This window comes from Virgibacillus oceani (assembly GCF_014638995.1).
In the GTDB taxonomy this organism is placed as follows: Bacteria; Bacillota; Bacilli; order Bacillales; family Amphibacillaceae; genus Virgibacillus_E; species Virgibacillus_E oceani.
Map to the genome: position 1 here is coordinate 142,019 of NZ_BMFR01000003.1, position 17,136 is coordinate 159,154.

The following is a 17,136-nucleotide window of genomic DNA, read 5'->3' on the forward strand; positions in this document are numbered from 1 at the left end:
TTTATGTTTATGAGTATGTATAAATCAGGAAGGAGAATAACTCTCCCCCCTTATTTATCTTAATTCTCCGTCTTGCTGCGATGCTTCATACTTAAATGTTACATCCAGTACATCACCTTGATAGATATTTTGTGATTCACCCGTATCACGGAAAATAAATTGATAAGTTAAAATTTCTCTATCTCCCGCATTAAGGTCTTTATCAATTACCAAATCGTTAATTTCACTTAATGGAACATTATCAATGATTACTGGGGTTCCAGCAGGTTCCTGAGGGTCATAAACCGTAACATAAATTTGACTTGCAAAATCCTCATCACCATTATCACCATTTACATCCTTGACCTCATAATCCGCGTTCAGCAATACATCTTTTATTGACAAAGATCCTTCATTAATCAAGCGAACTTGACGGTACATTTTATCACCAGGTTTTATGTTTTCAACGGTAAAGTTTAAATTACCGCCTTCATTCGTTGAAAGAGCAAGGTCTAATGTTCCGGCAGCAAATGTATTATCCGTGTTTTCTGTATCATTGAAATAAGCAAACGTTCCCCCGCCAATTAAGCTTACTCCAAGTGCTGCAGATGCTATACCCATTCCTAATTTATTCTTTATACCCATGTAAGACTTCCTCCTATATTCCCTATTACGGTAATGTGGAAAAAATTCCACATTTGACTAAGTATCTTCTTTTTGTACTTATCTGTTTTAAATAAATGTAAAAAGTGAAGGAGAGAAGGTATATGCCTTCTCTCTATTCAACTTTACTTATCTTAATTCGCCATCCGTTTGATGTGCATTGAAAGTCCATTTAAGATTTAAAGCATCTCCTTGGAATTCATTTTGATCTGCATCATTGTCAACGAATTCAAATGCTACATACATTTGGTCACTTGTTCCTGCCTCTAACCCACTATCTTCACCATTTAAGCCAAAGAACCATGTAATCCAGCTTTGAAGGTTTTCAACAGCATCTGGTGTTTGATGTTGTAGGTCATATAATGTTGTTTCAGAAATAACATCATTATAATCACCAATCACCCAGCCATCACCAGTTTTATCCGCATTTTCAAGGAAAAGTACTTTGATATGTTTACCAAAGTCATCAACATTGTCTCCGTTTGCATCGGTAACCGTATATTCTGTTGATAAATCTACTGATGAAATATCCAATGATCCACTATTACCTAATACAAATTCGCGTACCATAACATCCCCTGGCTTTAAGTTTTTCACATCAATGATTGTAGTTGGATCAACTGTTAAATCTAACGTACCTGCAGCGAAGGTATTGTTTGTATCTTCGGAATCACTGAAGTATGCGTATGTACCTCCACCAATTAATGAAACCCCCAGCACTGCTGATGCTACACCTAAACCTAATTTCTTTTTAATACTCATTCTTGTTTCCTCCCTGTAATTTATAATTTTTTTATTTTGAACTCTTAAGCAGAGACAAAATCGAATTTGTTGTTCTTCGGTGTTCGACACAACGAACTTTGATTAAAAATTGTTTTTTAATATTCTTCTTCTACCATTCCCCCTTTCCGATCGCTGCTAGTAAAGTAATTATTGCATTGTTTGTTCTTTATCAAGAACCTAACGATTACGAGTATATTCCATATTCGGTTCTTTGAAAAACCCCAAAATCAGCCGTTTATACGTTATTAAGAACAGTTATCGTTCGTTATCTCGTTTTTTCTCCTATTTTCATACAATTTTAAAACTTTATTAAGAACGTATTGTTCTATATAATGCACATATGTGGTAGGGTAAATTTGAATATAAAAGTTAGGAGACAATGCCTATGATTGGTGAGAGATTAAGGAAACTTAGGCAGGAAAGGGGATATTCGCTTTCTGAACTTGCAGAACGTGCTGGGGTATCGAAATCGTACTTAAGTTATTTGGAACGGGATGTTAAAAATAATCCATCCTTACAGTTCATTTCCAAAATAGCAGATACACTTAATGTTTCAGTAGAATATCTATTAGCCGACGAACAAAAGAATGGAAAAGAAGAAAAATTTCAAGGGCTGGATCAGGAATGGGTGGATTTAATTAAAAAACTGAATGAAGAGATGAGTAAAGCAGACTTAGAGGAATTTCGCGATTTTCTAGCGTTTAAAAATTGGAAAACCACCAAAAAATAAAAAATCCGCCATTATAAAAACACATGACCTTACCTTTTTGGTCATGTGTTTTTATATTTTAGAGCTTATTTCGCCATGCCTCTAATGCTTCTTTATCATCATTGCTTATTATTTCGTCTTCAACCAATAATTTTAGTACTTCATCATAATTCGTGATTGCTTGAAATTCCAGTTCTGCAGCATGAAACTGTTTTATTGATTTTTCCAGGCCATATGTAAATACAGCCAAAACGCCCAGCACATTGACCCCCTCAAGCCGAAGTGCTTTTGCAGCATCTATGGATGAACCCCCGGTAGAAATCAAATCTTCAATCACGATTGCGCTCTGTCCGTTTTCAATTAGTCCTTCGATTTGATTTCCTTTGCCATGCCCTTTTGGTTTTGAGCGAACATAAACCATTGGCAGGTTAAGTCTATCCGCAAGCCATGCAGCGTGCGGAATTCCAGCTGTCGCACATCCAGCAATAACATCGGGCTTTTGATCCATTTGCTCAATTAGCTGGACAAAAGCTTCAGCAATTTTGCTGCGTATTTTTGGAAAGGACATGGTAAGTCGGTTATCGCAATAAATAGGTGATTGCATTCCAGATGTCCACGTGAAATAATTTTCCGTTCGAATTTGCACTGCCTTAATGTCTAATAAATCCTTTGCTATTTCACGACTCAATCCCATATCCCCACTCCTCTTTTACTTTTTCAAAGGCATCTTTAGGGTGCTGTGCTTCTGTGACAGTACGCCCCAACACTAGAATATCTGCACCATTTTCACGTGCTAGCCTAGGTGTTGCTGCACGCTTTTGGTCATTTATATCCGATTCCTGAAGTCGAATTCCTGGTGTTACAGTTAAAAATGCTGATCCGCATACCTCTTTAATTCGTTTGGCTTCGTGAACAGAACATACTACACCATCTGCACCATTTTCACGTGCAAATTCCGCAAAATGGACAGCATTTTCCTGTACATTTCCTGGTATCTTTAATTCGTTATTCATACTATAATTATCCATTGAGGTAAGTACAGTAACCGCTATAAGCTTTGTTTCATGATTCGTGTTAGACCCTAATAATAAACCTTCTTTTGCCCGCTGAATCATTTCACTGCCCCCGAGTGCATGAACATTTACGATATCCACCTCAAGCTTGGCAAGGTTTTTCATTGCCTTCATTACGGTCGTTGGGATATCATGAAGCTTCAAATCTAGAAAAATAGCATGATTGTCACGCTTTAATTTTTCGATAATGCTTGGCCCTTCACGGTAAAATAACTCCATACCAACTTTTACGGGAACGCTATGCAATTCATGCTGATCCAGAAAACTCTTTGCCTCCGTCCACGTAGGAAAATCCAACGCTACAAACATATTATTCATTACGCTTCATACCCCTTTCCTACTGCATCCAGCACAGACTGAAACCCGTATTGTTCAAGCGTTCTCGGCAATGCATCAATTATTTCCGGACAAACACATGGATTTTGGAAATTGGCTGTCCCAACTGCGACTGCACTAGCACCTGCAAGCAAAAATTCCAGGACATCCTCGGCAGTTGAAATGCCGCCCATGCCGATAATTGGGATCGTCACGTGCTGTTTCACTTCATAAATCATCCGAATAGCAATTGGTTTGATTGCCTGACCAGAGAGTCCTCCTGTTTTATTGGCTAACAATGGCTTTTTAGTTTCCAAATGGATTTGCATACCCGTTAACGTGTTGATCATGGAAAGACCATCTGCGCCAGCTTTTTCCACAGCTTTTGCCATCCCAACAATATCCGATACGTTTGGCGATAGCTTAACATACACCGGCAGATTGCTAGCTTCTTTTACCTTTTCCGTCACGGTTGCCGCCATATCTGGATCAGTCCCAAACTGGATGCCGCCCTCTTTAACATTTGGACAAGAGATATTTAATTCCAGCGCATTTACAGATTCCGTTTTGTTAAATGCTAAAGCAACCTTCACATACTCCTCTAGCGTGCTGCCTGCTACATTTGCAATAATCGGAATAGCATAGTTTGCTAGAAACGGGACCTCATTTTCAATAATTTTTTCCACACCCGGATTTTGCAGCCCAATCGCATTTAGCATTCCAGATGACGTTTCAGCAACTCGCGGTGTATTGTTTCCGTAACGAACATCACCAGTTGCGGCTTTCATTATGACAGCGCCAAGCCTGCTTAAATCGTAAAATTCGCTATACTCCCTGCCGAATCCAAAACACCCTGAAGCAGGCATGATTGGATTTTTAAGATTTAAACCTGGTAAATCCATGGTCAAATCTATCATAATATCACCTCATTCACTGCAAACACGGGGCCATCCTTACAAATTTTTCGGTATCCACCTTCAGTATCTGTAGGGATAACACACGCAAAGCATGCTCCAATACCACAGCCCATTCGCTCTTCCAGTGAAATATATCCTTGATGACCATGCAAAGCCTTTGTAACTGCCTTAAGCATTGGAACCGGACCGCAAGAGAAGTAATAATCAAAGTCAGCTACCTGATCCAACACATTTGTGACAAAGCCTCTAGATCCGTAACTTCCATCGTTTGTTACAACAATGGTTTCACCTAGTTCGTTAAATTTTTCTTCATAAAATACATGTTCCTTAGATTGATACCCAAGGACAGCTATAACCTTGATTCCTTTGTTTTTAAGCTGTTTCCCCAGGTTATAAAGTGGTGGGATTCCAATTCCCCCACCAATCAATAACACTGTTTTCATAGATGGTTCATACGAAAAACCGTTTCCGCTTGGACCTAATGCGTCAATGGTCATCCCAGGTCTATACATTGCCAGTCGTTTTGTTCCATCACCTAATTTTTTAAAAAGGACAGTAAGAAAATTATTTTCACGGTCTATATCTGCAATCGAAATCGGCCTTCTTAGTGCGTGCCCTTCAACCTGCAGATGCAAAAACTGCCCTGGTTGCGCGGTTTTTGCTGCGTGTACATTGGATAGTGTCATTTCAATTGTATCTAACGCAATCTCATTTACTTTTTCCACAACCATCTCTAATTGTTTCTTCATGACGGGATGACCTTTTTGCCAGTAATTGGACGTGCGCTGAATGTAGTGGAATCGATCACATTTAAAATTGCATTCGCTGTATCTAAATTTGTTAAGCAGGCAATTCCATGTTCAACCGCTTCCCGGCGAATCATAAACCCATCAGATCGCGGCTTTTTACCAGATGTCAGTGTATTTACGACGAATTGCACATCGCCATTTTCAATGATGGACAATACATTCGGTTCATCCGAGCCAACTTTTCCTACCTCGGTGACTGGAATGTTTTGCTGTTTCACACTTCTAGCCGTGCCTGTTGTTGCATACAGCTGGAAGCCTAATTGGTGGAAACGCCTTGCTATCTCCATTGTTTCTGCTTTGTCTTTATCGGCTACGGTTAAGAGAACAGCGCCTTCTTGCGGTATAGATAATCCCGAAGCGACCAAACCTTTATATAACGCTTTTTCCAATGTTTTATCATGACCGATTGCTTCACCAGTTGATTTCATTTCTGGTCCTAAGATCGTGTCAACGCTGCGTAATTTTTCAAAGGAGAAGACAGGTACTTTGACAGAAACCGCATCCTGTTCGGGTAAGATACCGGATTCATAGCCCATGCTCGTAAGTGACTCTCCTAGGATACAACGTGTTGCAACATTTGCCATTGTAACACCAGTAATCTTACTCAGGAATGGTATCGTTCTGCTTGCTCGCGGGTTAACCTCAAGGACATACACGTCGTCATTCCGAATGATAAATTGGATATTGACTAGACCCTTAACATTTAACCCGCGGGCAATTTTCACAGTTGCCTCCATGCAATCTTGCTTCACTGCATCACTAATGCGCTGTGGCGGATAAACCGCAATCGAATCGCCCGAGTGAACACCAGAACGCTCAATGTGTTCCATGATTCCCGGAACAATCACTGTATCCCCGTCACTGATGGCATCAACTTCCACTTCAATACCAGTAATATATTTGTCGATCAGAATCGGATGGCCATTACCAGTATCAACTGATTTTTCCAAGTAAGCGTGCAGCTCCTCGTTATCGTACACAATTTCCATACGGCTCCCGCCAATTACGTATGATGGTCTAACTAAAACTGGATAGCCAATATCATTAGCTACAGCTTCAGCTTGTTCTAATTTTAATACTGTTTTCCCTTTTGGACGCAGCAATTCCAGATCGTTAAGAAGCTGTTCAAATTTATCCCGGTCTTCCGCTTTATCAATCGCCTCTAAATTTGTTCCTAAGATTTTTACCCCGCGACGCTGCAGTCCTTCCGCTAAATTAATTGCCGTTTGCCCACCAAACTGAACAATTACCCCTTCAGGCTGTTCCAAGTTAACAACATGCATAACGTCTTCTAATGTAAGTGGTTCAAAATATAATTTATCTGAAATACTGAAATCCGTCGAAACTGTTTCCGGATTATTGTTCATAATAATAGCTTCGTAGCCCATTTCTTTAATTGCTAAAACAGAATGTACCGTTGCATAGTCAAACTCAATCCCCTGACCGATTCGGATTGGACCGGAACCAAGTACGAGCACTTTTTTATGATTCGATTGGACCGATTCATTTTCATCTTCATACGTGCTATAGAAATAAGGTGTTTCCGATTCAAATTCAGCTGCACACGTATCAACCATTTTGTAAACAGGGTTCATGTCATGTTCCATACGCATGTTATACACTTCATCTACTGATACATCCCATAATCGTGCAATATGCGCATCCGGGAATCCAAATATTTTTACAGCTTCCAGGATTTCCTGTGAAAATTTGTTTTGCCTTAACGTTTTTTCCAGTTCGATTAATTTTTCAATTTTTACTAGGAAAAATCGATCTATCTTCGTAATTTGGAAAATTTCCTCCACTGTCATCCCGCGCCTGAATACTTCAGCTAGAACAAATAATCGCTCATCATCCGCTTTCGGTAACCTCGCCTTAAGCTCCTCAAGCGAAAGATCTACTAGGCTCTTTAACCAAAGCTCTTCTGTACCAATATCAAGTGAACGGATTCCTTTTAACAATGACTCTTCAAAATTACGGCCGATTGACATGACTTCTCCTGTTGCTTTCATCTGTGTGCCAAGGTGGCGATCACCGCTTACGAATTTATCAAATGGGAATCGTGGAATTTTTGTCACTACATAGTCAAGCGCAGGCTCGAAGCATGCGTATGTGTTACCTGTTATTGGATTGATAATTTCATCCAATGTTAAGCCTACCGCTATTTTTGCTGCCATTTTCGCGATTGGATAGCCTGTTGCCTTAGACGCTAATGCTGACGATCGGCTTACACGTGGGTTTACCTCGATAATATAATAGTTAAAGCTATCCGGATCCAGTGCTAGCTGTACGTTACATCCACCTTCAATTTGCAGTGCCCGAATAATTTTCAATGACGCGTTTCGCAACAGCTGATATTCCCTGTCACTCAATGTCTGCGATGGTGCAACAACAATGGAATCACCAGTATGAATTCCAACCGGGTCAACGTTCTCCATGTTACATACAACAATCGCCTGGTCGTTTTTGTCACGCATTACCTCATATTCAATTTCCTTGAATCCTGCTATGTTTTTCTCAATTAAACATTGATGTACCGGAGATAATGCTAAACCGTTTCTAGCGATTTCCCGTAATTCTTTTTCACTGTAGCACATTCCTCCGCCGGTGCCGCCAAGTGTATATGCCGGGCGAACGATTACCGGGAACCCTATTTTGTCAGCAAAATCAATTGCTTCCTCTACCGTATTTACGATTTGGCTATCTGGAACAGGTTCATGTAACTCCCGCATCAATGTGCGAAATTTCTCTCTATCTTCCGCCTGTTCTATTGCATCCAGTGATGTGCCAAGTAATTCTACATTGTATTCAGACAATATTCCTGTTTTCTCAAGCGCAACCGCCATGTTTAGTCCTGTTTGTCCACCAAGAGTAGGGAGCAAAGCATCTGGCTGTTCCTTACGAATGATTTTAATTAAAAATTCAGTCGTAAGTGGTTCCATGTAAACTTTATCCGCTACTGTATGATCAGTCATGATTGTAGCTGGATTTGAGTTAGCTAATATCACTGTATACCCTTCTTCTTTTAACGCTTGACATGCTTGTGTACCAGAATAATCAAATTCTGCAGCTTGACCGATTACAATAGGTCCTGATCCGATTACGAGAATTTTATTGATGTTCATATTCTTAGGCATATGCTTCCTCCTCGTCCTTTGCTTTCGTTTGATGAATCATTTGTAAAAACTGATCAAAAAGATGATTAGTATCTTCTGGACCTGGTGAACTTTCAGGGTGATATTGCACAGAGAATGCTGGAAATTTCAGATGTTTAATTCCCTCAACAGTATTGTCGTTTAAAGCGACTTGTGTAATGGAAAGGTCAGTATTCTTTAAAGATTCAGGCATCACCGCATAGCTGTGATTTTGTGATGTCATATACGTTTTCCCGTTTTCTAAATTTTTCACTGGATGATTGGCGCCGCGATGACCGAATTTCATTTTTTCTGTATCAGCACCAAAAGATAATGCCAGCAGCTGATGTCCTAAACAGATGCCGAACAACGGTATTTCCCCTAAAACATCTTTAATCATTTCAATCGCTTCCGGAACATCTTTTGGATTGCCGGGACCGTTTGTAAGCATAATTCCATCCGGTTTTAATCGTAAAATATTTTCTGCCCCATAATTATACGGAACAACCGTAACATGACAATTTCGCTTCGTAAGCTCCCGTAAAATTCCATGTTTCATACCGAAGTCTACTAAAGCGATTCGTAATCCACGGCCCGGTACAACATATGGCTTGACGGTTGATGTCTGTTGTACCTGATCCGTACGTTCAGAGGCAAGCTTTAACCGTTCCACAATTTTATCAGCCGGCTCATCCAGTGGAGCTATACTTCCCTTCATCGTTCCATGCCGACGGATAATTTTTGTTAATTTACGTGTATCTATACCAGCAATTCCTGGAATATCATTTGCTTTTAAAAAGCTGCTCAGGCTCTCATCACTTCGAAAATTAGAAGGATGTTCACAATATTCTTTTACAATAAATCCTTGAATAAAAGGGGTCACTGTTTCAAAATCATCCCGGTTTATCCCATAATTCCCAACTAACGGATACGTCATCATAACGATTTGTCCACAGTAAGACGGGTCTGAGATTACTTCCTGGTACCCAGACATCCCTGTGTTAAAAACTACTTCTCCATTTGTTGGATTTTCACTGCCGAATCCTTCTCCAATAAATACAGAACCATCTTCTAAAACTAGCTGTCTTTTATTCATGCAGATCCCCCTCGTAGACAATTTTTCCTTCAGCGATCGTTAGCACTGGTTCTCCCGATACTTTCCAATCATGAAATGGAGTATTTTTTCCTTTTGAATAAAAGCTGTGTTTATCGATAAAGAATTCTTTCTCCAAATCAACTAGCGTTAGATCGGCAATAGCTCCTTCCTCTAGTCGGCCATATGGCAAGCCAAAAACGTCCGCTGGTTTTCGTGTAAGCCACTCGCTCAATTGATTTAGCGTAATTTTATTTGTTTTTACAAGATACGTATTTAATAAGGAAAATGCTGTCTCCAAGCCAACAATTCCAAACGGTGCCTTGCGAAATCCTAGTGCTTTTTCATCTTCAGCATGTGGTGCATGGTCTGTTGCGATAAAATCAATTGTACCGTCCAGTAATCCTTCGAGCAGTGCTTTCTGATCCTCTTTAGCCCGTAATGGTGGATTCATCTTAAAATTTGCATTGTCTTCTATTATTGCAGTTTCATTTAACAGCAGGTGATGCGGTGTTACCTCAGCTGTCACGTTTATACCCGCTTTTTTAGCATCACGAATCACCCGAACGGATTCTTTTGTACTTACATGACAGACATGATAATGGCAGCCGCTAGCTTCCGCTAAAAGAACATCTCGGGCGATTTGCACCGATTCGGCCAATGACGGAATCCCTGGAAGCTGTAACCTTCCGCTAACTTCCCCATCATGTACGACACCTTCGTAAACAATTGAGTTATCCTCACAATGAGCAACGATCGGCTTTCCGCACGCAGCCGCTTTCTTCATTGCGCGAAGCATATAATCTGCTGTTTGAACCCCGACACCATCGTCTGTAAAAGCAACTATTCCATTATTCGCTAAGTCTTGGATTGGAGTTAGTTCCTCACCTTTTAATCCTTTTGTAATCGCTGCATACGGTAATACTCGTACGACAGCATCTTGATGAATTTTATCTAAAAGCCCTGAAATTGTTTCCGCTTTATCCGGAACAGGGTTTGTGTTTGGCATGGAACAAACTGTTGTGAATCCTCCTCTTGCAGCAGCCTGTGTTCCTGTTCTAATTGTTTCTTTATGCTCTCCGCCCGGCTCGCGTAAATGGATGTGAACATCAATAAATCCCGGGAATAGCATCTTCCCTCCACAATCAATTATCTGTGCTTCATCTTCTGGAATAGATGGGCTGATTGCTTTAATTTTTTTATCTTCAATTAATATATCGCACCCTTCCACCTTATTAGATGGCATAAGTCTTGTTGCGTTTTTCAATAGAATCATTGATAATCCCCCATTCGTGAAGTAATTTCATAATAATGGCCATTCTGACATAGACACCATTTTCCATTTGCTTAAAAATTCTTGATCGCTTACATTCTACTAAGCTTGTATCAATTTCAATCCCGCGATTGATTGGTGCGGGATGCAGGATAATAGCGCGGTCCTTCATTCGTTTTTCTCTATCCCTTGTGAGCCCAAATGTTTCTAGATAACATGAATCCCGATAGATTGCTTCATGTCGTTCATGCTGGATTCTGAGCAGCATGACAACATCACATATTTCTGCAGCTTCGTCCATTGATAGATATGGAAAGTCAAGTAAAGGATCATCAAATCCAGGCGCCGCTGATAGATAAACGTTTGCTCCAAGTTTTTTTAACGCTTGTGCATTGGAGCGAGCTACCCGGCTATGCTTGATGTCGCCGGCAATCACTACTTTAAGGCCATTAAAATAACCATATTCCTGATAAATTGTTGCCAAATCCAACATACATTGTGTCGGATGCCCACCCTTCCCAGCACCTGCATTAATTATTGGAACCTGTAACCCATGTATTAATTCGTCATACCATGTATCATCCCCATGACGGATAACTAATACATTCGCGCCAATCGATTCAAACGTCCTTGCTGTATCGTACAGTGTCTCACCTTTTAGAACACTGGAAGCCTCACTATGAAAATCTAAAACTTCTATACCAAGTTTCTTTTGTGCAACAATGAAACTCATCTTTGTGCGTGTGCTTGGTTCAAAAAAAAGATTTGCAGCAAATACCTGTTTATCTATCGATAGCTGCTTATTCCGAAACCTTTCTGCAGCCTCGATTATCGAAAAAATTTCCTTAGAATTTAACTGGTTAACAGATAAAAAGTTTCGCATGACGCTCCTCCTTTATTTTCCCCATAAAAAAACCTCTTTGCTTAAGGCCGCAAAGAGGTACACGTGTTGTGAAAGTACACGTATTCTATGGGACCTTGAAAATCTCTCTGGATTTAGTTAAAGGTCATTCTATTCATTTATTTTTCATAAATCGATACTTGATCTGCTTCATCCGTTTCAATTAATTGAACGACAATTATTTCTTGTTCAGATGTAGGGATGTTTTTACCGACATAATCGGCTCGGATCGGCAATTCCCTGTGACCGCGATCAATCAGTACACCAAGCTGAATTTGTGACGGTCTTCCCAAATCCATTACAGCGTCCATTGCAGCACGTACAGTACGGCCGGTAAATAGTACATCATCAATCAAAATCACTTTTTTACCCGTAAGCTCAACTTCAATGTTTGTTTCTTTTAGTTCCGGTTCATCATTTTCAACCGTTTTTTCTAAATCATCACGATAAAGTGTGATATCCAGTTCACCTACAGGAACAGTAATATTCTCTATTTGTTTAATTTTGTCCTGCAGACGTTTTGTAATCGGAACCCCTCGCGTCTTAATACCAACTAACACAAGGTTTTCTCCGCCTTTATTTTTTTCTACAATTTCGTGTGCAATCCGGGTTAGTGCCCGATTGATTGCGGGTTGATCAAGTACTTCAGTCTTTTTTTTCACATTGTCACTCCTAATCGCAAAGGCGTACATATCCGGGTGGCGATATGGCTGATCCTATTTCCAGTAATCATTCCCGTAAAATGTAATGATCCATAATCGATATTAAAAATTCCCTTTTCTCCATGAGGAAAAAAGGGAATTGGATATACGCAGCCATACCTATGCTATAAATTCCGTTTCCTTTTTAGCCTCACGGGACTATTATTAAAGGGTCATTATTTCATTACATTTATTATGTCAAATTCAGATCAGCCTGTCAATACATTTTTTCTATTTGGTTCAAAAGATCTCTGAATTCCTTTGGGGCTTCTTTTTCAAAATGCAGCCATTCATTCGTCCGGGGATGCGTAAAACCGAGAACTCTTGCATGCAGCGCCTGTCCATTTTTACCTAGTGTTTTCCTAGGACCATATTTAGGATCACCAACGAGTGGAAATCCTATATATTTCATGTGTACACGGATCTGGTGTGTTCTTCCCGTTTCAAGTCTGCATTCAACATGTGTAAATTGTTCATATCGCTTTATTACCTTAAAATGTGTAACAGCAGATTTCCCATTATCCACTATCCCCATTTTTTGCCGGTCTTTTGGATCCCTGGCGATTGGGGCATCAATCAAGCCGTTTTCGTGTTCAATGACACCATGAACAATTGCTTCATATTTACGCTCCACATCCTTCGCAGCAAGCTGAACAGCTAGTGACTCGTGTGCCTGATCGTTTTTGGCAGCAACAATTAAACCACTCGTATCCTTATCAATTCGGTGGACAATGCCCGGTCGTTCTATACCATTAATTCCTGACAGGTCCTGACAATGATAAAGCAATGCATTAACGAGTGTACCGCCTGAATGTCCTGCAGATGGATGAACAACCATTCCCTTTGGTTTATTAACAACGATGACGTCACTATCTTCATAGACGATATCAAGTGCTATATTTTCCGGATTAATTTCGGCAGGTTTTGTTTCAGGTATTGTCCATTTTACAATATCACCTGTTTGGCACTTATAGTTTGCCTTTACCATTCGTTCATTAACCGTTACAGAATCCTGGTTTATCCATGTTTGCACCTGTGAGCGTGATGTATCTGGATTAATTTCAGCTAAAAGCTTATCAATTCGTATTTTATTTTGTTCGGACTTAACCTCATATTGCTGCTCGGTCATGATGCTGTCTTTCCTTTCTTTTTCTCATCAATAAAGGTTGCAATTAACACAAGGAAAACACCAACACATAAGGATGAATCTGCTACATTAAAGATAGGGAAATCATAGTTAAATATAATGAAATCAAGGAAATCAACAACTTCTTGACGGAATATACGGTCGATAAAATTACCTATTGCCCCACCTAGAATTAGACTTAGTGAGATAGCTAATAATATACTTTCACGCGCATACTTTTGCATGTAAAAAATAATACCGATAATTACAATTACTGTAATGATATAAAAAAACATCATATGACCCTTTAGTATCCCCCATGCTGCGCCAGTATTTCGATGTGAAGTCAGATAAAAAAAGTCATTAATAATTGCAATTTGTTCATATAATTCCATGTTTTTTACGACAATCCATTTTGTGAACTGATCGATTCCAATAATGATTGCTGCAATAATATAATACCAATACATGTACTGTCCTCCGATTTCTCCTGTACTCTTCTACTGCATTTTATTTTATCATAAAAAATGGCTTTTTTCGCAAAGTTTGATGTAATTTCAGTAAAATGCAGGTATTTGCCATTACAAAGCTGGAAACCATGAGTAAGGTACTGATAAGATCTTTTAAGGACCACCAATAGTATGAAGTATACTAAATATGTCACTTATTAAGCCAATAGGAATATGGGCTGCGGGCAAAATGACGGCACAAAATGTAAAGTGTTTATAGTATTTACATCGCAGTTTATTTAATTGCTAAATAGAATACGACATTTTAAATTGCAGCCTTCTTTTGGAAAAACAGCCCAAAAAGTACTCATCTTCTAAAGAGGAGTACTTTTTAACAATCTTTATTCCGCTGTTGTATAATGCTTTTTCACAATATCTGCACAACGCGTACATAGTTCTGGATGTTCTTTATCTTCACCAACAGTTTCTGAAGCTACCCAGCAGCGTTCACATTTTTCACCTGGATGTTTTTCAACTTTCACATCAACATATCGATATTCAGTTGCCCCGTCAGCATTATCTGTAACATCAGCATGTGAAACGATTAATAATTGATGTAAATGTGGAATCTGTGCCAGCACTGCCTTTGTTTTTTCATCTTTCGCAACAATCGTTAATTTTGCTTCTAACGATTTACCAATGACTTTTCCATTTCGGGCTTCTTCAAGTGCTTTTAAAACATCATCTCGAACCTTCATGAAGTGATCCCATTTTTCTAACGCTTCATTGTTTTCAAACACCTTTTTCGGTTCTGGAATATCTGTTAATTGAACATATTCTGCTTCGGTACCTGGAATATATCCCCATACTTCCTCTGCGGTATGTGGAACAATCGGTGTTAGCACTTTAACCAAGCTTGTTAGAATATCATAATACACTGTTTGAATACTTCTGCGGCGATGATCATCTGCTGCTTCAATGTATAAGATATCTTTTGCGAAATCAAGATAGAACGAGCTTAGATCCACCGAACAGAAATTATGAACTTGATGATAGATCGGTGAGTACTCAAATTTGTCATAGCTTTCACGGACACTTGAAATTAGACCTTGTAACCGGTGCAGCATATAACGATCTACATCTTCTAAATCTGCGTCCGCAATTCGATCTTTTGCTGGATCAAAGTCTGCAATATTTGCAAGCATAAAACGGAATGTGTTGCGAATTTTACGATATGTTTCAGACACTTGTTTTAAAATATCGTTTGAAATACGTACATCTGCTTGATAGTCAACAGACGATACCCAAAGTCTTAAAATATCTGCACCTAATTGCTTTAATGTTTTAGATGGAAGAATAACGTTACCAAGTGACTTACTCATTTTTCTTCCATCACCATCTAAAACAAAACCGTGACTAATCACATTTTCATATGGTGCTTTTCCAGTTACCGCAACAGCAGTAGATAGGGAAGAATTAAACCAGCCACGATACTGGTCGCTGCCTTCTAAATATACATCTGCAGGGCGTCTATGGTCTTCACGTCCCATTAATACTGCTTCATGTGAAGATCCAGAATCAAACCATACATCCATGATATCTGTTTCTTTTGTAAATTTACCATTCGGGCTGTGTTCTGATGTAAATCCTTCAGGTAAAAGTTCCTTTGCATCCCATTCAAACCATACATTTGAACCATGCTCGCTGAACAGCTTTGAGACATGTTCAATTGTTTCGTCTGTGATAATTGGAGTTCTATCTTCACCATAGAATACTGGAATTGGCACACCCCATGTACGCTGGCGGGAAATACACCAGTCCTCACGGTCGCGAACCATGTTATATAGTCGTGTTTCTCCCCAATTTGGATACCAATTGATCCGTTTTATTTCGTCTAAAATATCTTGACGGAAATCTTTAATGGATGCGAACCATTGTGATGTCGCACGGAAGATAGTTGGTTTCTTCGTACGCCAGTCATGTGGATACGAGTGTATAATGAATTTTAGTTTTAGTAATGCGCCAACCTCTTCCAATTTTTCTGTAATAGCTTTATTAGCTGTATCATAGAATTCACCTTCAAATCCTGGAGCCTCATCTGTAAAGACACCTTTTTCATCGACAGGGCATAAAGCATCAATTCCATATCTTCTGCATACATAAAAGTCGTCTTCCCCATGACCTGGTGCTGTATGAACACAGCCGGTACCTGCATCAGTAGTGACATGATCACCTAGCATTACAAGTGAATCACGATCATAAAAAGGATGTCTTGTAACAATTTTATCAGCTTCCTGACCCTTGAATGTCTTCACAACCTCAGGATCTTCCCATTCAAGTTCTTCAGCGACTGCTTCTAATAAATCATGTGCAACAACGTATTTTTCGCCGCTTGCAGCAACTACAGCATATTCTAAATCAGGATGTAAACTAATTCCAAGATTTGCTGGGATCGTCCATGGAGTCGTTGTCCAGATAATGAATTTCTCATCGCCATCGAGCAATCCTTTACCATCTGTTACATGAAAGGCAACGTAAATGGATGGAGAACGTTTGTCATGATATTCGATTTCAGCTTCGGCGAGTGCTGATTCAGATGATGGTGACCAGTAAACAGGCTTTAATCCTTTATAGATATAGCCTTTTTTCGCCATTTCACCGAATACGCGAATTTGTGCTGCTTCGTAATCCTTTGTAAGCGTAATGTATGGATGATCCCAGTCACCTCGAACACCCAGTTCTTTAAATTGCGAACGCTGGTTATCGACTTGGCCCATTGCATATTGAGCACATTTTTCTCTAAATTCAGCGACACTCATTTTTTTACGGTCCACTTTTTTCTTCTTGGTCAATGCAGTTTCAATCGGCAGTCCGTGTGTATCCCAGCCAGGAATATACGGTGCGTGATAACCTGCCATTGATTTATAACGTGTAATAAAGTCTTTCAAAATTTTATTTAATGCATGACCAATGTGCAAATCACCATTGGCATATGGAGGTCCATCATGAAGGATAAACAATGGTCTCCCCTTTGTTCTTTCAAGACTTTTTTCGTAAAGGTTTGTTTCATCCCATTCTTTTCGTCTTAGTGGTTCTTTATTCGGCAAATTTCCGCGCATTGGAAATTCTGTTTTTGGCATTAGCAATGTTTCTTTGTAATCCATGATGCAATTCCTCCTTAATTACTCTTTAACATAAAGGTTATTTGATA

General features: G+C 39.5%; 15 protein-coding genes. 1 reads left to right on the forward strand and 14 read right to left on the reverse strand.

What is annotated here, in order from left to right; genetic code table 11:
* Nucleotides 1-54: 54 nt before the first annotated feature.
* A complete protein-coding gene (locus IEV74_RS05990; RefSeq protein ID WP_188454454.1) occupies nt 55-624 on the reverse strand; it encodes a TasA family protein in 570 nt (189 codons plus the stop codon).
* 147 nt (nt 625-771) lie between these two features.
* Complete coding sequence (locus tag IEV74_RS05995; protein WP_188454455.1) at nt 772-1,404, reverse strand: CalY family protein; 633 nt, start codon at nt 1,402-1,404, stop codon at nt 772-774.
* Nucleotides 1,405-1,810: 406 nt separating this feature from the next.
* Between IEV74_RS05995 and IEV74_RS06000 the strand changes: the two genes are divergently transcribed.
* On the forward strand, nt 1,811-2,155 hold the full coding sequence (locus IEV74_RS06000; RefSeq protein ID WP_188454456.1) for a helix-turn-helix domain-containing protein: 345 nt from the start codon (nt 1,811-1,813) through the stop codon (nt 2,153-2,155).
* 58 nt (nt 2,156-2,213) lie between these two features.
* Here the strand turns inward: IEV74_RS06000 and pyrE are convergent, their stop codons facing one another.
* The 12 genes from pyrE to ileS form a co-directional block, all read right to left on the reverse strand.
* The gene (pyrE, locus tag IEV74_RS06005; RefSeq protein ID WP_188454457.1) at nt 2,214-2,828 is read right to left on the reverse strand and encodes an orotate phosphoribosyltransferase; all 615 of its coding nucleotides are present in this window, start codon (nt 2,826-2,828) and stop codon (nt 2,214-2,216) included.
* Nucleotides 2,812-3,525 (reverse strand): orotidine-5'-phosphate decarboxylase, encoded by a 714-nt coding sequence (pyrF, locus tag IEV74_RS06010; protein ID WP_188454458.1) that lies wholly within the window; start codon nt 3,523-3,525, stop codon nt 2,812-2,814. The genes pyrE and pyrF overlap by 17 nt, the downstream gene beginning before the upstream one ends.
* Nucleotides 3,525-4,439, reverse strand: a complete 915-nt coding sequence (locus IEV74_RS06015) for a dihydroorotate dehydrogenase (protein WP_188454459.1) — start codon at nt 4,437-4,439, stop codon at nt 3,525-3,527. The genes pyrF and IEV74_RS06015 overlap by 1 nt, the downstream gene beginning before the upstream one ends.
* The gene (locus tag IEV74_RS06020; protein WP_188454460.1) at nt 4,436-5,188 is read right to left on the reverse strand and encodes a dihydroorotate dehydrogenase electron transfer subunit; all 753 of its coding nucleotides are present in this window, start codon (nt 5,186-5,188) and stop codon (nt 4,436-4,438) included. The genes IEV74_RS06015 and IEV74_RS06020 overlap by 4 nt, the downstream gene beginning before the upstream one ends.
* The gene (carB, locus tag IEV74_RS06025) at nt 5,185-8,385 is read right to left on the reverse strand and encodes a carbamoyl-phosphate synthase large subunit (protein ID WP_188454461.1); all 3,201 of its coding nucleotides are present in this window, start codon (nt 8,383-8,385) and stop codon (nt 5,185-5,187) included. The genes IEV74_RS06020 and carB overlap by 4 nt, the downstream gene beginning before the upstream one ends.
* Nucleotides 8,378-9,478 (reverse strand): carbamoyl phosphate synthase small subunit, encoded by a 1,101-nt coding sequence (locus IEV74_RS06030; protein WP_188454462.1) that lies wholly within the window; start codon nt 9,476-9,478, stop codon nt 8,378-8,380. Before IEV74_RS06030 ends, carB begins: the two co-directional genes overlap by 8 nt.
* Nucleotides 9,471-10,751: a dihydroorotase gene (gene pyrC, locus IEV74_RS06035; protein WP_188454463.1), complete on the reverse strand. Its 1,281-nt coding sequence runs from the start codon at nt 10,749-10,751 to the stop codon at nt 9,471-9,473. The genes IEV74_RS06030 and pyrC overlap by 8 nt, the downstream gene beginning before the upstream one ends.
* On the reverse strand, nt 10,711-11,631 hold the full coding sequence (locus IEV74_RS06040) for an aspartate carbamoyltransferase catalytic subunit (protein ID WP_188454464.1): 921 nt from the start codon (nt 11,629-11,631) through the stop codon (nt 10,711-10,713). The genes pyrC and IEV74_RS06040 overlap by 41 nt, the downstream gene beginning before the upstream one ends.
* 137 nt (nt 11,632-11,768) lie before the next feature.
* On the reverse strand, nt 11,769-12,311 hold the full coding sequence (pyrR, locus tag IEV74_RS06045; protein ID WP_188454465.1) for a bifunctional pyr operon transcriptional regulator/uracil phosphoribosyltransferase PyrR: 543 nt from the start codon (nt 12,309-12,311) through the stop codon (nt 11,769-11,771).
* Between the two features lie 256 nt (nt 12,312-12,567).
* Nucleotides 12,568-13,479 (reverse strand): RluA family pseudouridine synthase, encoded by a 912-nt coding sequence (locus tag IEV74_RS06050; protein ID WP_188454466.1) that lies wholly within the window; start codon nt 13,477-13,479, stop codon nt 12,568-12,570.
* Nucleotides 13,476-13,946, reverse strand: a complete 471-nt coding sequence (gene lspA / locus IEV74_RS06055; protein WP_188454467.1) for a signal peptidase II — start codon at nt 13,944-13,946, stop codon at nt 13,476-13,478. Before lspA ends, IEV74_RS06050 begins: the two co-directional genes overlap by 4 nt.
* 380 nt (nt 13,947-14,326) lie before the next feature.
* On the reverse strand, nt 14,327-17,089 hold the full coding sequence (gene ileS, locus IEV74_RS06060; protein ID WP_188454468.1) for an isoleucine--tRNA ligase: 2,763 nt from the start codon (nt 17,087-17,089) through the stop codon (nt 14,327-14,329).
* Nucleotides 17,090-17,136 lie beyond the last annotated feature (47 nt).

Bases quoted from the DNA above. Each gene is read 5' to 3' on its own strand.
- IEV74_RS05990 (WP_188454454.1), bottom strand. From the start codon at position 624: ATGGGTATAAAGAATAAATTAGGAATGGGTATAGCATCTGCAGCACTT.
- IEV74_RS05995 (WP_188454455.1), bottom strand. From the start codon at position 1,404: ATGAGTATTAAAAAGAAATTAGGTTTAGGTGTAGCATCAGCAGTGCTG.
- IEV74_RS06000 (WP_188454456.1), top strand. From the start codon at position 1,811: ATGATTGGTGAGAGATTAAGGAAACTTAGGCAGGAAAGGGGATATTCG.
- pyrE (WP_188454457.1), bottom strand. From the start codon at position 2,828: ATGGGATTGAGTCGTGAAATAGCAAAGGATTTATTAGACATTAAGGCA.
- pyrF (WP_188454458.1), bottom strand. From the start codon at position 3,525: ATGAATAATATGTTTGTAGCGTTGGATTTTCCTACGTGGACGGAGGCA.
- IEV74_RS06015 (WP_188454459.1), bottom strand. From the start codon at position 4,439: ATGATAGATTTGACCATGGATTTACCAGGTTTAAATCTTAAAAATCCA.
- IEV74_RS06020 (WP_188454460.1), bottom strand. From the start codon at position 5,188: ATGAAGAAACAATTAGAGATGGTTGTGGAAAAAGTAAATGAGATTGCG.
- carB (WP_188454461.1), bottom strand. From the start codon at position 8,385: ATGCCTAAGAATATGAACATCAATAAAATTCTCGTAATCGGATCAGGA.
- IEV74_RS06030 (WP_188454462.1), bottom strand. From the start codon at position 9,478: ATGAATAAAAGACAGCTAGTTTTAGAAGATGGTTCTGTATTTATTGGA.
- pyrC (WP_188454463.1), bottom strand. From the start codon at position 10,751: ATGATTCTATTGAAAAACGCAACAAGACTTATGCCATCTAATAAGGTG.
- IEV74_RS06040 (WP_188454464.1), bottom strand. From the start codon at position 11,631: ATGCGAAACTTTTTATCTGTTAACCAGTTAAATTCTAAGGAAATTTTT.
- IEV74_RS06050 (WP_188454466.1), bottom strand. From the start codon at position 13,479: ATGACCGAGCAGCAATATGAGGTTAAGTCCGAACAAAATAAAATACGA.
- lspA (WP_188454467.1), bottom strand. From the start codon at position 13,946: ATGTATTGGTATTATATTATTGCAGCAATCATTATTGGAATCGATCAG.
- ileS (WP_188454468.1), bottom strand. From the start codon at position 17,089: ATGGATTACAAAGAAACATTGCTAATGCCAAAAACAGAATTTCCAATG.